The organism is Yinghuangia seranimata (genome assembly GCF_029953285.1).
Taxonomy (GTDB): domain Bacteria; phylum Actinomycetota; class Actinomycetes; order Streptomycetales; family Streptomycetaceae; genus Yinghuangia; species Yinghuangia seranimata.
Map to the genome: position 1 here is coordinate 1 of NZ_JASAOI010000007.1, position 13,258 is coordinate 13,258.

The 13,258-nt window shown below is 73.1% G+C and carries 11 protein-coding genes, 1 pseudogene and 1 riboswitch; of the genes and pseudogenes, 5 read left to right on the top strand and 7 right to left on the bottom strand.

Features of this window, described 5'->3' with window-relative positions:
- Positions 1–171: riboswitch (cyclic di-AMP (ydaO/yuaA leader) on the bottom strand. This riboswitch is flagged as partial in the annotation.
- Positions 172–490: 319 nt separating this feature from the next.
- On the top strand, positions 491–1,384 hold the full coding sequence (locus QI554_RS04280) for a nucleotide exchange factor GrpE (RefSeq protein ID WP_281465993.1): 894 nt from the start codon (positions 491–493) through the stop codon (positions 1,382–1,384).
- 112 nt (positions 1,385–1,496) lie between these two features.
- Positions 1,497–1,832, top strand: a pseudogene (locus tag QI554_RS04285) (cysteine hydrolase family protein); the annotation flags it as partial.
- A gap of 66 nt (positions 1,833–1,898) precedes the next feature.
- On the opposite strand, the gene QI554_RS04290 reads toward QI554_RS04285, so the two are convergent.
- Positions 1,899–2,393, bottom strand: coding sequence for a MarR family winged helix-turn-helix transcriptional regulator (locus QI554_RS04290; protein ID WP_343230756.1), 495 nt, complete (start codon positions 2,391–2,393; stop codon positions 1,899–1,901).
- Between the two features lie 161 nt (positions 2,394–2,554).
- Between QI554_RS04290 and QI554_RS04295 the strand changes: the two genes are divergently transcribed.
- Complete coding sequence (locus QI554_RS04295) at positions 2,555–3,400, top strand: siderophore-interacting protein (protein ID WP_281465996.1); 846 nt, start codon at positions 2,555–2,557, stop codon at positions 3,398–3,400.
- On the opposite strand, the gene QI554_RS04300 is transcribed toward QI554_RS04295, so the two are convergent.
- Positions 3,357–5,591 (bottom strand): MMPL family transporter, encoded by a 2,235-nt coding sequence (locus QI554_RS04300; protein WP_281465998.1) that lies wholly within the window; start codon positions 5,589–5,591, stop codon positions 3,357–3,359. The two genes, QI554_RS04295 and QI554_RS04300, sit on opposite strands and share 44 nt — an antisense overlap.
- Before the next feature lie 175 nt (positions 5,592–5,766).
- Positions 5,767–6,300, bottom strand: coding sequence for a winged helix-turn-helix transcriptional regulator (locus QI554_RS04305; RefSeq protein ID WP_281466000.1), 534 nt, complete (start codon positions 6,298–6,300; stop codon positions 5,767–5,769).
- A gap of 130 nt (positions 6,301–6,430) precedes the next feature.
- Here QI554_RS04305 and QI554_RS04310 point away from each other — a divergent pair, with 130 nt between their 5' ends.
- Positions 6,431–7,192, top strand: a complete 762-nt coding sequence (locus tag QI554_RS04310; RefSeq protein WP_281466002.1) for a MerR family transcriptional regulator — start codon at positions 6,431–6,433, stop codon at positions 7,190–7,192.
- 59 nt (positions 7,193–7,251) lie between these two features.
- Here the strand turns inward: QI554_RS04310 and QI554_RS04315 are convergent, their stop codons facing one another.
- From QI554_RS04315 to QI554_RS04330, 4 genes are all read right to left on the bottom strand, one after another.
- Positions 7,252–8,064 carry a SigB/SigF/SigG family RNA polymerase sigma factor gene (locus QI554_RS04315; RefSeq protein WP_281466004.1) on the bottom strand — a complete coding sequence of 271 codons (813 nt, stop codon included), beginning with the start codon at positions 8,062–8,064 and terminating at the stop codon, positions 7,252–7,254.
- A gap of 542 nt (positions 8,065–8,606) precedes the next feature.
- Positions 8,607–9,113 (bottom strand): DUF6328 family protein, encoded by a 507-nt coding sequence (locus tag QI554_RS04320; protein ID WP_281466007.1) that lies wholly within the window; start codon positions 9,111–9,113, stop codon positions 8,607–8,609.
- A gap of 14 nt (positions 9,114–9,127) precedes the next feature.
- A complete protein-coding gene (locus QI554_RS04325) occupies positions 9,128–10,081 on the bottom strand; it encodes a TIGR03557 family F420-dependent LLM class oxidoreductase (RefSeq protein ID WP_281466009.1) in 954 nt (317 codons plus the stop codon).
- 27 nt (positions 10,082–10,108) lie between these two features.
- Positions 10,109–12,055: a glycoside hydrolase family 15 protein gene (locus tag QI554_RS04330; RefSeq protein WP_281466011.1), complete on the bottom strand. Its 1,947-nt coding sequence runs from the start codon at positions 12,053–12,055 to the stop codon at positions 10,109–10,111.
- 128 nt (positions 12,056–12,183) lie between these two features.
- Between QI554_RS04330 and QI554_RS04335 the strand changes: the two genes are divergently transcribed.
- Positions 12,184–13,200: an SDR family oxidoreductase gene (locus QI554_RS04335; protein WP_281466012.1), complete on the top strand. Its 1,017-nt coding sequence runs from the start codon at positions 12,184–12,186 to the stop codon at positions 13,198–13,200.
- Positions 13,201–13,258 lie beyond the last annotated feature (58 nt).

Genomic DNA, 13,258 nt, shown 5'->3' on the forward strand with positions numbered 1-13,258 from the left:
CTACGCCTGCGAGGTGAGCTGTCGGATTCGGGCTGGAGTTGCCCGGCCGTCCCGCGAAACCGGTGTGCTGACACGGTTTCGGGCACGGCTTCACCCCAAGCCGGACCCGGCAAGGCCGGACCGGCGGTACTGCACCTGGTTCCCCCGCTTCTGCCGTGGCTGCTTTCTCAGCTGTCCCGTCCCGGCCGGCGGCAGAACTAGGCGTTCCGGCGGAGAGGGGTTGGCGGGTAGGCCAACGAGCCAGGACGCTAAGTGGCGGTCGCCCGTCAACTCAAGTCCCCGGGCCCGGCCGAGATTTTGCGAACTTTCTCGGCAGTTGATTGATTTTCACGCGCCGTAGCGACCGGCCTACCAGGGCGTCACCTCATCGCGACGCGGCGTCCCCACGGGGCGACGCTCCGCAGGACCGGGCCACGCATCGCAGCCGCGCGGTCATACCCGGTAGCCGGGCAAACGGTGGTTAAAGCTCTCGGCATCTAGGGTTTCAACCATGATCAGCGGGGTGGGAGCACGCGAGCTGTACCAAGACCTGCTCGAGTACGAGGGCACGGAGGCCTACGCCGACGTCGTCACGCCGTGGCTGCACCGGGCCGGGGCCGACTACCGCGCCGGGCTCGTCCCGGCGGCCGCGTGCAGCGGCTGGTGGGCCCGGCCCCACGACGACGACACGCCTCCCCTGGTCCAGGAGCTGTACGCCCTGAGCCGGGTGAGCGAGCTCCTCCTCCTCGGCCGCCAGCCCCACAACGCGGACGTCGCCGAGGCGGACACCGCGAACCTGACACTCGCGGACCCCGAGTACCTCTCCCTGTTCACCGCCCTCGGCATGACCCCGTCCGACAGCCACGGCCCCTTCGACCCGTTCCTCCACGAGATCGTCGACGTCGAGCAGGCCGACGACCCGGACGCCCCGATCGAGGTCACGGAGGCCCTGTGGCCCGGCCTGATGCTCGGCGACCTGCTGTTCTCCCGGGCCGGAGTGCGGGTCCGGGCCGGAGCCGCGTCCGCCGGGCGCGGCGTCGCGGACCGGTCTCCCCTGTACTGGGGCTTCCGGCGCCGCCACCGCCCGACCGTCGACCTGTCGCAGGGCTGGGGCGGCAACTCGCAGTGGCGGACGGCCCTGCGCCTCGACTACCGCACGACGGCCGGCGACCGCCTGAACGTCGCCGGCGACCGCCCGATCGACGGCGACCCGGACCTCCCCCGCAACCACCCGGGCAACCTCAGCCCGGAAGAACGCCTGCTGACCTCGCACGAACGCCGCGACCTCCTCCGCCACCGCACCCTGCTGCGACCCCCGCAAGCCGCCGCCGCGCTGGCGGAGTCCGGCGCCTGGGAGCGGGAGTTCCAGGTCTTCGACTGGCGGCTGCCGCCGGGCGAGGAGTGACCACGTCGAGCCGGTGAGCGGCCAGACGTGCGTGGCTCAACCGTCCGGTGGGTATCGGCGCCGCAACCCTGAGGACGGCAGGGCCCCGTTCCCGTCCGGAACGGGGTCCACCGTGGCGAACACCGCCGTCCCGGTCATCGACATGATCAACACGTACGAGCACCAGGACGCCGAGCGGCTCCTCGCGTCGGTCCGCGACGTCCTGCCGGCGATGAGCGGACTCATCGGCAGAGCGCGGCGCTCGGACGCCGACGTGGTCTACGTCAACGACAACTTCGGGCGCTGGCGCTCCGACCACGCCGAGTTCCTGCGGACGTGCCTGGAGGGGCCGTACGGCGACCTGGTCCGGCCGATCCGACCGGACGAGGACTCCCTGTTCGTGGTGAAGGCCCGCCACTCGGTGTTCTTCCAGACCCCGCTGGGGTACCTCCTGGACCGGCGCGGCGTGGAACGCGTGGTCCACAGATCGCACCACGCGGTTCGTCCGGTGCGGCCCGCGTTCACAGGCGCTCGCTCAGCCGCGTCCGCAGCACTCGTCCTCGCCCGCCGCGGCGGAGCGGACCTTCCCCAGGAGGCGGAGCAGTTCCGCGCGCTCGTCGGGGGTCAGGGTGGAGAACATGCCGCGCACCGCTTCGCGGCGTGGTTCCTCGGCGGCGCGGAGGACCTCGGCGCCGCGGTCGGTGATGGAGACCAGGACGGCGCGGCGGTCGGCGGGGTCCGGGGTGCGGGTGACGAGGCCGTCGCGTTCGAGGGCGTCGACGGCTTCGGTGACGCTGCGGGGGCCGATGCCGAGGCGTTCGGCGATGCCGCCCATGCGGCAGGGGCCGCGGTGCGCGACGACCTTGAGCAGTTTGCCGCGGGACAGGGTGACGCCCGCCGCGCGCATGCTCTCGTTGGCGCGGCGGCGCAGCAGTTTGGCGGTGCCGAAGAACGCGTCGGCGACGTCGCCGGGCTCCGGCGGTCCGGCGTCGGGTGTGCCGGCGTCCGTCGCAGCGGTGCTCTCGTCCACGGCCATCCCTCGATAAATATTGCTGAGGTACCTCAATATCTGGTACCTCTTAGACCGGCCACCTTAGCCGACGCGGCGCGCCGGCTCCATCGGCCTCTCGAAAACGCGCGTCCCGAGGACGCGCATCCCGAAAACGCCCCCTTCGAAAGGCGCCCGCACGCATGGCGACACCTTCCACCGACCGTCCCGACCGCGACGGCCCGCAGGGCACGACCGCCGAGGTCGTCCGGGTCGAGCGCATCACCCCGCACATGATCCGCGTCGTCCTCGGCGGCCCCGGCCTGGCCGGGTTCGACCCGGGCTCCTACACCGACGCGTACGTCAAGCTCCTGTTCCCGGCCGAAGGCGCCGTGTACCCGGAGCCGTTCGACATCTCCCGCATCCGCGCCGAGCTGCCCCGCGAGCAGTGGCCCCGGCCGCGCACCTACACGGTGCGGCGCTGGGACCCGGTCGCGGGCGAGCTCAGCGTCGACCTCGTGCACCACGGCGACGAGGGCCTGGCCGGCCCGTGGGCCGCGCGCGTCCAGCCCGGCGACACCGCGCACCTCCTCGGCCCGGGCGGCGGCTACTCCCCCGACCCGCAGGCCGACTGGCACCTGCTCGCCGGTGACGAGAGCGCGTTGCCCGCGATCGCCGCATCGCTCGAGCAACTCCCCTCCGGCACGCGGGCCTTCGTCTTCGTCGAGGTCTCCGGGGCGGACGACGAGCAGAAGCTCGACACCGCCGCCGACGCCGACGTGACGTGGATCCACCGCGGTGCCGCGCAGCCCGGCGAGCCGCTCGTCCAGGCGCTCACCGCCTGGGAGTTCCCGTCCGGCACCCCGCACGCGTTCGTGCACGGCGAGGCCGGCGCGGTCAAGGAGCTGCGCCGTCTGCTGCTCGTCGAGCGCGGCGTCCCGCGCGACCGCCTGTCGATCTCGGGCTACTGGCGCCTGGGCAAGGACGACGAGGGTTGGCGCGCCATCAAGCGCGACTGGAACCGCCAGGTGGAGGCGGAGCAGGGCTGACCCCCGCGGGCGGCGACGCGTCGCCCGCGAGGCGTGCCTCGAGCTTCTTGCCCTCGATGTCCGGGTCGGGCACGTACTTCTCGTACCACTCCGGGTGGTACCAGAGCCTGCGCCCGACGAGCGCCATGACCGCCGGCACGACCGTCAGGCGCACGATGAACGCGTCGAGGAACACGCCCGCCGCGAAGCTGAAGCCGATGGCCTTGATGGTCGGGTCGTCGGTGAACATGAACGCGACGAAGATCGAGAACATGATCAGCGCCGCGGCGGTCACCACGCGGGCCGACAGCGCCGTCCCGCGCTCGACGGCGCCGCGCGCGTCGTCGGTGGAGCTGAAGTCCTCCTTGATGCGCGAGACCACGAACACCTCGTAGTCGCTGGACAGTCCGAAGATGATCGCGAGCATGATGATCGGCAGGAAGCTGATCGTCTCGCTCGGCGTGATGTCGAAGAGGTTCTTGCCCCAACCCCACTGGAACAGGGCGACGGTCGCGCCGAACGCCGCCGCGACCGACAGCAGGAACCCGAGGATCGACTTGATCGGCACGAGGATCGTGCGGAACGCGAACGTCAGCAGGATGAAGGCGAGTCCGACGACGACGGCGAGGAACACCGGTAGCGCGTCGGCGAGTTTCTGCGACACGTCGATGTTGGACGCCGTGCTGCCGCCGACCAGCACCGGCGCCCCCACGGCGTCCTCAATCGTGGCGCGGTTGTCGCGGATGTGGTGCACCAGGTCGGCGGTGGCCGGGTCGTCGGGGCCGGTGGTCGGGATGACGCGGACGACCGCGATCTGGTCGGTCGCCGCCAGCGGCGCCGCCGACGCCACGCCGTCCTGCTTGGCGAGCGCGCCGGTGAGCTGCTGCACCGACGCCTGCGAGACACCGGCGTTGGCGACGACCAGCAGCGGCCCGTTGTAGCCCGGACCGAAGTGCTCGCTGGTCAGGTCGTACGCCTTGCGCTGCGTGTTGTCGGTGGGCTTGGACGCGCCGCTGGGCAGCCCCAGCTCCATGTCCTTGGCCGGGATCGCGAGCAGCACCAGCACCCCGATGCCGACGCACATCACGGGGATGCGGTGCCGCACGACGAACCGCGACCAGCGGGCGCCGAACGTCCGCTCGGGCTCCATCGCGCTGGTCTTCGCGACCTGTTCGTGGTGGCCCGGCCGCAGCCGCGTGCTGACGAACGAGGTCAGCGTGGTGCCGGCGAAGCCGAGGATGGCGGGCAGCAGCGTCAGCGCCACGAGCAGGGCGACGGCGACGGCCGCGGCGGCGCACAGCCCCATCACGGTCAGGAACGGGATGCCCACGACCGACAGGCCGCACAGCGCGATGATCACGGTGAGCGCCGCGAACACGACCGAGCTGCCCGCCGTCCCGACCGCGAGGGCCGCGGAGTCCTCGACCGGCATGCCGCGCAGCAGCTGGTTGCGGTGCCGGAACAGGATGAACAGCGCGTAGTCGATGCCGCAGGACAGGCCGAGCATGATCGCGACGGTGGTCGACGCGGACGCGATGTTCACGACCGCGGCCAGCGCGGTCACGCCCATCAGCGAGATGAGCACGCCGATGATGGCCGTGGCGATCGGCACGCCGGCCGCGACGACCACGCCGAAGGTGATCATCAGGATGACGAACGCGATGACCAGGCCGACGATCTCGGGGATCTCGGACGGGGTGATCCGCCACCCGGGGAACACGCTGCCCGAGTACTCGACCTGGACCCCGGCGTCGCGCGCGGGCTTGAGGGCGGTCTCCAGCGCGTCGAGGCTGGCGTCCTTCACGTCGGCCGGCTGCGCCGTGTACTGCACGAAGGCGAGCGCGGCGCGGCCGTCCGGCGAGACGCCCTGCGCGGTGTAGGGGTCGGACACGGTGGCGACCTGCGGAACCTTCGGCACCTGCGCGAGCGCGGTCTCGATTCCCGTGCGGTAGTTCTGGTCGTTGATGTTCGCGCCGCTCGGCACCGCGAAGACCACCTGTGTCTGGCCGCCGGCGAGGGCCGGGAGCTTCTGCTCCAGGACGTCGGTGGTCTCCTGCGACTCGGTTCCCGGGATGGTGAAGGAGTCGTTGGTCTGGCCGCCGCTGACGGTCGCGGCCACGATCGCGCCGACGGCGATCAGGAGCCAGAACCCGAGGACCCAGCGGCGCCGCCGGAACGCCCACGTGCCGAGGCGGAACAGATAGGTGGACACCCGGATCCCCTTCACACCTGCACCCGCGAGGCGTGGCGGGGGGCCCGCCCGGCGTGGTCGCGAACACGATCGTCCGATGAGCGGACTTATCGATCCTTCGCGGCCGGGACGGTCGCGCGGCCGAGGCACGCCGCGCCGCGACGGCGCGTTCAGCCGTACGGCCGAGCGGGAGCGGTCAGCCGGCGGCCGGCCGCTCCTCCGCCCCGCGCGTCGCGCGCTTGAGCAGCAGCTGGGCGACGACCTCGGTGCCGGGGCCGATACGCCCGCCGGGGCCGGGAAGCTGGTCGGTGTTGTGCGGGGTCAGCTCCTCGCCGCAGTGCGCGCAGGCGGCGACGGCGTGGGTGTCCTGGCCGCAGGACTCGTGGTGGATGCGCGCGGGCGCGCCGGCCGTACCGGCGTACCAGCGGTCGCCCCAGTTCATGAGCGCGAGGAGGACGGGGAACAGCTCCTCGCCCTTCCGCGTCGCCCGGTACTGCTCGCGCGGCGGGTGGTCCTGGTAGCGCTCGCGCTCGAGGACGCCCTCCTCGACCAGGCGGGCGAGCCGTGCGGCGAGCACCTTGCGCGAGATCCCGAGGTCGCGGGCGAGGTCGTCGAACCTGCCGACGCCCAGCAGGACGTCGCGCATGATCAGCGCGGTCCACGCGTCGCCGAACAGGTCGGTGGCGCGCGCGATCGAGCAGGCCACGTCGGCGAGGGAGGTTCGCGTCACCCGACCACCCTACTGACGGTTCCCTCGAGAGACTATCCGCGTCGGGTTCAGCGCTTGCGCTTGCCGCCGCGTCAACTCCTACGGTCGTGTGTGTGGCCGGAAAGACCGGCCGGGCGATAGGAGGCAGGCGATGGCCTGGTCGATCGCGGATGTCGCCCGGATGTCCGGGGTGACGTCCCGGACGCTGCGGCACTACGACGAGATCGGGCTGCTCGCGCCTGCGTGGATCGGGAGCAACGGCCACCGCTACTACGAGGAGGGCCAGCTGCTGCGGCTGCAGCAGATCCTGCTGATGCGGGAGCTGGACCTGGGGCTGCGCGAGATCGCGGCGGTCCTCGACAGCCAGGCTGACCCGGTCGCCGTGCTGCGCGAGCACCACCGGCGCCTGCTGGCGGAGCGGGACCGGCTCGACACGCTGGCGCGCACGGTCGGCCGCACCATCGCCGAACTGGAGGAACGGAAGGACGAGGGCGACATGGCAGGGATCACCAGGCCGGAGAACCTGTTCGAGGGCTTCGACGCCTCGCGCTACGAGGCCGAGGCGCGCGAGCGGTGGCCGCAGGAGTACGAGCGGTCCCGGCGGTTCACCGAGACGCTCACCGCCGAGGACCAGGAGCGGATGCAGCGCGAGACGACGGCGCAGATGATCCGCATGGCGGAGTTCATGGTGGCCGGCACGCCCGTCTCCGACCCGGCGGTGCAGAGCGAGGTCGACGCCCACTACCAGGGCGTCAGCAGGTTCTGGACGCCGAACGCGGCCGCCTACAAGGGACTGGGTCAGATGTACGTCACCGACCCGCAGTTCCGTTCGGCCTACGACCGGGTCGCCGCCGGGCTCGCCGAGTACCAGCGCGACGCGATGACCGCGTACGCCGATACCCGGCTGAGCTGACCGGCCACCCCGCTGCCGGGGGCTGCAGACCCCGGCAACGCGGATGTGTGCACCGACCGTCAGACCGCCGCGGCGCGCGGCTCGCGGTCCAGGGCGGTGCGCAGCCGCCGGAGGACGGCGGCGAGCAGCCGGGAGACGTGCATCTGGGAGATGCCCAGGCGTTCGCCGATCTGGCGCTGGGTCAGGTCGTCCCAGAAACGCATGCGCAGGATCGTCTTGTCGCGTTCGCTCAGCGTCGCCAGCAGCGGTGTCACGGAGACGCGGAAGTCGACCAGGTCCAGCGCGCGTTCGTCGCCGCCGATCCGGTCGGCGAGCGGGGCGTGCGGGGCGCCGCCCGGGCGCATGGCGGCGGCGTCGAGGGACTCGACGTTGTACGCACGGTCCGCGTCGCGGGCCTTGCGCACGTCGGCGGTCGACATGTCGAGTCGCTCGGCGATCTCCTGCTCGGTGGCCTCGCGGCCGAGGTGCTGCTGGAGGTCGTCGGCGGTGCGGGTGACGGCGAGGAAGCCCTCCTGCTGTCCGCGCGGGACGTGGAGGGGCCAGCCTGTGTCGCGGAAGAACCGTTTGATCTCCCCCGCGATCGTGGGCACGGCGAACGCGACGAACTCGTTGCCGTGGCCGGGGTCGTACGCGTCGACGGCCTTGATGAGGCCGACGACGCCGGTCTGGACGACGTCGGGGTACAGCTGGCGGCCGCGGTAGCGGCGTGCGAGGTGGCGGACGAGGGCGATGTTGGCGTCGACGATCTCGGCCCGGACCCGGCTGTGCTCGGCGGTGCCCTGGTCGAGCCCGTGCAGGCGGACCAGCAGGCGCCCGGTGCGGGCGCGGGCCTCGGCGGTGCCGGAGCGCGGGGTCAAGGGCGTGGCGGACATGGAACGGGGAGTCACTGTGGGCTCCTTCCGATTCCGAAGTCCCACGGGGCGCGCCGGAGGCGGTGTCGCTCGCGCGTGCACCGCGTGCCGGATCACGGCCGCCGTGGGAGACCCCGCGTGCGCCCGGCGTCTTCAGGCGGGGCGGGACCCGGCACCGTGCGGGTGCCTTGGCGGACGGCGTCATGTGCCGCCCTGGCCGCGGGCACCCTGCAAGGGCCCCGCGGCCTCCGCTCTTCGCTACCCGGTGCCGGGGGATGAAACCGCCGATGTGCAACAGCCCGTCGGGCCGGGACGTTTCAGGTTCCGAGGACGGGTAGCAGCTGAGCGTCCCAGTCGTGTGCAGAGACGTCGCAAGCCGTCTCAGCCGTCCGAAGCCATCCGAAGCAGCGCTGGCCGCGATCCACGCCGCGGCCCCGCTGTCCCCGTCCCGAATGACTGGGTTGCGTCCGGGACGGCCCGGCCCGCGCGGGGTTTCCCCCCGAGCGCCACCCTGAAGGCGCTGCTCCGCGCGGGTCCTTTACGTGCGCTCCCCCGCTGCTGCCTCATTCCGCGCGGGCCCTCATCAGGGCCGGGAGGACGAGCCAGCACACCACGAGCCAGAAGGCGACGACCCCGGTGATGATCGCCGCAAGGGTGTTGTCGATCGCGACCCGCAGCAGCAACAGCAGCGAGCAGGCGACGGTGCACGCCAGCAGCACGATGCCGAGGACGACCATCCATGTGGCGGTGTGCACGAGCCGGGGCTTGACGCGCTTTCCGGACACGGCGACGTGGCAGGCCACGATGCTGACCAGGGCGCCGGTGGACGCCGCCCCCAGCACGACGGCGGCGACGTACAGCCCGCGGTCCACGTCGCCCAGCGTGCCGAACCGCTGCGTGAACACCACGCTCAGCAGGAAGCCGAACAGGATCTGCGCGCCCGTCTGGACGACGCGGACCTCTTGGAGGGTCTCGTTCCACCGCCGGTCGGCACGCTGGTCGGGCGTCTCGTTCCGGCCGTCCGGCCGCTCGTCGCGCGGCCCGGAGCGCTCCGGCTGCCCTCCACCCATGGCGCGGTTCCTCCTCACGCGGCCCGGGGCAGGACCTGTTCTCCGTAGAACGCGAAGAACTCGTGGTCCTGCGGGCCGATCTGGCCGACGTAGACCTCGTCGAAGCCCGCGTCGGCGTAGGCGCGCAGCGCGGTGACGTGGGCGTCGACGTCGGGGCCGCACGTGAAGGCGTCGGCGATCATGTCCTCGGTGACCAGCTCGCAGGCCTGTTCGAAGTGCCGCGGGGTGGGCAGGATCTGCGCGAGTTCGCCGGGCAGCGCCTCGCTGGGCCACAGCCGGTGGGCGGTCGTGACGGCCTTGTCGCGGTCGTGGCCCCAGCAGACCTTGAGGCCGCCGATGACGGGCTTGTCCCCTCCCCCGCTGTCGCGGAAGGTCCACACGGCCTCGGCGTCCGGCTGCATGGTCACGAACCCGTCGCCTATGCGCGCGGCGAGGGCCAGCGCGTCGCCGCCGAACGCCGAGACGTACACGGGTATGTGCTCGGTCGGTGCGGTGTAGAGGCGGGCGTTCTCCACGGTGTAGTGCTCGCCGCGGTGGTTGACGACGTCGCCGCCGAACAGCTCGCGCATGACCCCGACGGCCTCCTCGAGCATCGCGGCGCGTACGTCGAACGGCGGCCATGGCGCGCCCGCGACGCGCTCGTTGAGAGCCTCGCCGGTGCCGACACCGAGCCGGAACCGGCCACTGGTGAGAACGCTGGCGGTCGCGGCGGCCTGCGCCGTGACCGCCGGGTGCATGCGGACGGTCGGGCAGGTGACCAGCGTGGTGACGGGCAGCGTCGTGACCTGCGACAGCGCGCCGATGACCGACCACACGAACGGGCTGCTGCCCTGGGCGTCGTTCCAGGGGTGGAAGTGGTCGGAGATCGCGAGGCGGGTGAAGCCGGCCCGCTCGGCGAGCCTGGCCTGCTCGATCAGCTGGGCGGGGGTGAACTCCTCGGAGGAGAGGAAGTATCCGTAGGCGGTCATGGTCGGGACTCCCATGGTCGGGGGCGGTCATCTCCGGTCGGTCCGGACCGGCTGGTCGGTCTGCTCGGTCTGCTCGGTCTGCTCGGTCCGCCCTGTGCGGCCGGCGTGGTCGGCGTCGTCGGTGCCGTCGGTGCCGTCGGTGTCGTCGGCGTCGTCGGTGCCGTCGAGGCGGACCGCCGTCTCCAGGAACAGCGCGTGCACGAAGGCCTGCGGGAGGTTGCCGCGCGGCTGCCGTTCGGTGACGTCGTACTCCTCGGTGAACAGCCCCGCGGCACCGCACGCGGCCCGGTTGCGTTCGAACGCGCGGGCGGCGGCGGTGTGCCGCCCCCGGTGGTGTTCGGCGAGCGCGAGCATGAACCCGCACAGCAGGAAGGCGCCTTCGGCCTCGTCGAGCGGCTTGTCGTGGTGCCGGAACCGGTAGACGTAGCCGTCCTGCGTCAGTTCGGCGCGCACGCGGGCGACGGTCGCGGCCAGGTGCGGGTCGTCGGCGGGGAGGCCGAGGCGTACGGGCGGCAGCAGCAGCGCGGCCTCGGCGCGCGGGTCGTGGGGGGCGCGCCGCCACGAGCCGTCGGCGTGGAGGGCGTCGCGCTCGGCGGTGCGCAGCATGAGCGCGGCCAGGTCCCGCCACTGCCGCCGTTCCGCGGCGGGCGCGTCCGCGGCGAAGGCGTCGGCGAACGACCGCAGTCCCGCGGCGGCGGCGAGCCGGGAGTGCGTCCACGCGGCGGGTTCGAGCTCCCAGATCCCGGCGTCGGGTTCGGTCCAGCGCTCGGTGACGGCCGCCGCGCAGGCGTGGGCCGCCTTCCGGCCGTCGTCGTCGAGGACGTCGTACCGGCGGGCGGCGGCGAACAGTTGCAGGGCCTCGCCGAAGGTGTCGAGCTGGAACTGGTGCCCGGCGCGGTTTCCGACGAGCCGGCCGCCGCCGGGGTAGCCGGGCAGGCCGATGCGGCGTTCGTCCGGTACCGGTCCGCCGCTGACGGTGTACGCGGGGCGCAGCGCGGGCCCGTCGGCGAGGACGCGTTCGGCGACGAACCGTACGGAGCTCTCCAGCAGCGGGTGGGGGCCGTGGGCGGCGACGGCGATCCCGGCGTAGCACTGGTCGCGGATCCACGCGTAGCGGTAGTCGTAGTTGCGGTCGCCGCCTTCGAACTCGGGCAGTCCGGTGGTCGCGGCGGCGACCATGCCGCCGGCCGTCGAGGTGAGGCCGTGCAGGACGGCGTACGCGTGGGCGGCGTCGCGCGGTGCGGCGGTGTCGCGGCAGTCGGGGACGGCGCGGCGCCAGGCGGCGGCGGTGGCGCCCCACAGCTCCGCGGCGTCGGGTGGGCGGTCGAGGGCGTGGCCTTCCGCGGCGATCTCCAGGACGAGGTCGCGGTGTTCGCCTTCGTCGAGGCGCAGCCGCGCGTGCAGCGCCGCGTCGCGGTGGCCGTCGGCGGTGCGCGGCCGGGCCTCAGGGATGCCGGTGAGCCGCCAGGACAGGCCGCCGCACCCCCACGTCCACGTGCCGTCGTCGTGGCGGGTGAGGTCGTGCGGACGTTGCGTGCCGAAGCCGGCCCGCGGGGTGACGTCGACGCGCAGGTCGGCGGGGCGGTGTTCGGCGTGGACGCGGCGCAGCAGCACGAGCCGGCGCGGGTCGGCGGGGAGGGCGAGCGCGTCGCGGCAGTCGACGAGGCCGCCTCCGACGCGCATGCGTTCGTGCCAGATCAGGGTGCCGGGCTCGTACGTGCCTGATGCGACGTACCAGGGGTCGGCGGGGGCGATGCGGTAGCCGCCCGGGCCGCCGAGGAGGCCGTCGCAGACGGCGTCGCCGTCCCAGCCGGGGGCGCACAGCCAGGCGACGCCGCCGTCATGGCCGATGAGCGCGCCGCGTTCGCCGTCGGCGATGAAGGCGTAGTCACGCAGGCTCGCGGGGCGCGCCGGCGCACGGCTGTCGTGCGGTTCGGCGCGCGGCTCCCGCGACGGTTCGGACCGGTGGGACACCTGCGCCTCCTCACGGCCGGCCTGGCGGCGCGTACGCACCCGTCTGCGGCTACCCGGCTCGACGTCCGGGACACGTGGTGCGGGCGGGCCGGGGGTTTACCTCGATGCCGTGCGGCTAGCGGACGGATATGAGGACGCGTGGCCGTCACCCCCGGACGGTCGTCATCACCGGTGCGAGCGGTGGGGTCGGCCGTGCCGTCGTGCGTCGGTTCGCCGTGCGTGGCGACCGCCTCGTGCTGGTCGCGCGCGGAAAGACGGGCCTGGACTCGGCGCTCGCCGACGCCCGGGCGGCCGGCGCGGAGGCGATCGCGGTGCAGGCCGACGTCGCGGACCCGGCCGCGGTCGAGGCCGCGGCGGTCGCGGCGGAGGCGGCGTTCGGCCCGATCGACGTGTGGGTCAACAACGCGTTCGTGGGGGTGTTCGCGCCCTTCACGCAGGTGACCGCGGTCGAGTTCAAGCGCGTGACCGAAGTGACCTACCTGGGCTACGTCTACGGGACGCAGGCGGCGTTGCGGCGCATGCTGCCGCTGGACCGCGGCACGCTGGTGCAGGTGGGTTCGGCGATCGCGTACCGCGGCATCCCGTTGCAGTCGGCGTACAGCGGTGCGAAGCACGCGATCCAGGGCTGGCACGAGGCGCTGCGCTGCGAGCTGCTGCACAGCGGCACGAACGTACGCTCGACGATGGTGCAGCTTCCGGCGGTCAACACGCCGCAGTTCGACTGGGTGCTGTCGCGGCTGCCGCGCCGCGCGCAGCCGGTGCCGCCGATCCACCAGCCGGAGATCGCGGCGCGGGCGATCGTGTACGCCGCCGACCACCCGGAGCGCCGCGAGTACTGGGTCGGTGCGAGCACGGCGGCGACGCTGGTGGCGAACGCCGTGGCCCCGGGCCTGCTGGACCGCTATCTCGCGCGCACGGGCTTCGCGTCGCAGCAGACGGACGAACCCCGGGACGGGGACGATCCGCGCGGCAACCTGTGGTCGCCTGCGGACGAGTACCGGGACCACGGCGCGCACGGCCGGTTCGACGACCAGTCGCAAAAGCGGAGTGCGCAGCTGTGGGCGTCGCAGCACCACGGGGCGCTGGCCGCGACGGCGCTGCTGACGGCGGTCGGCGGCGGTGTGCTGTGGCGGCGGCGCGGGTGACCTGAGTCCGACCTGCCGCGGCGCCGTGGTGTGGCGGCGGCGGTGTGACGGCGGAAGT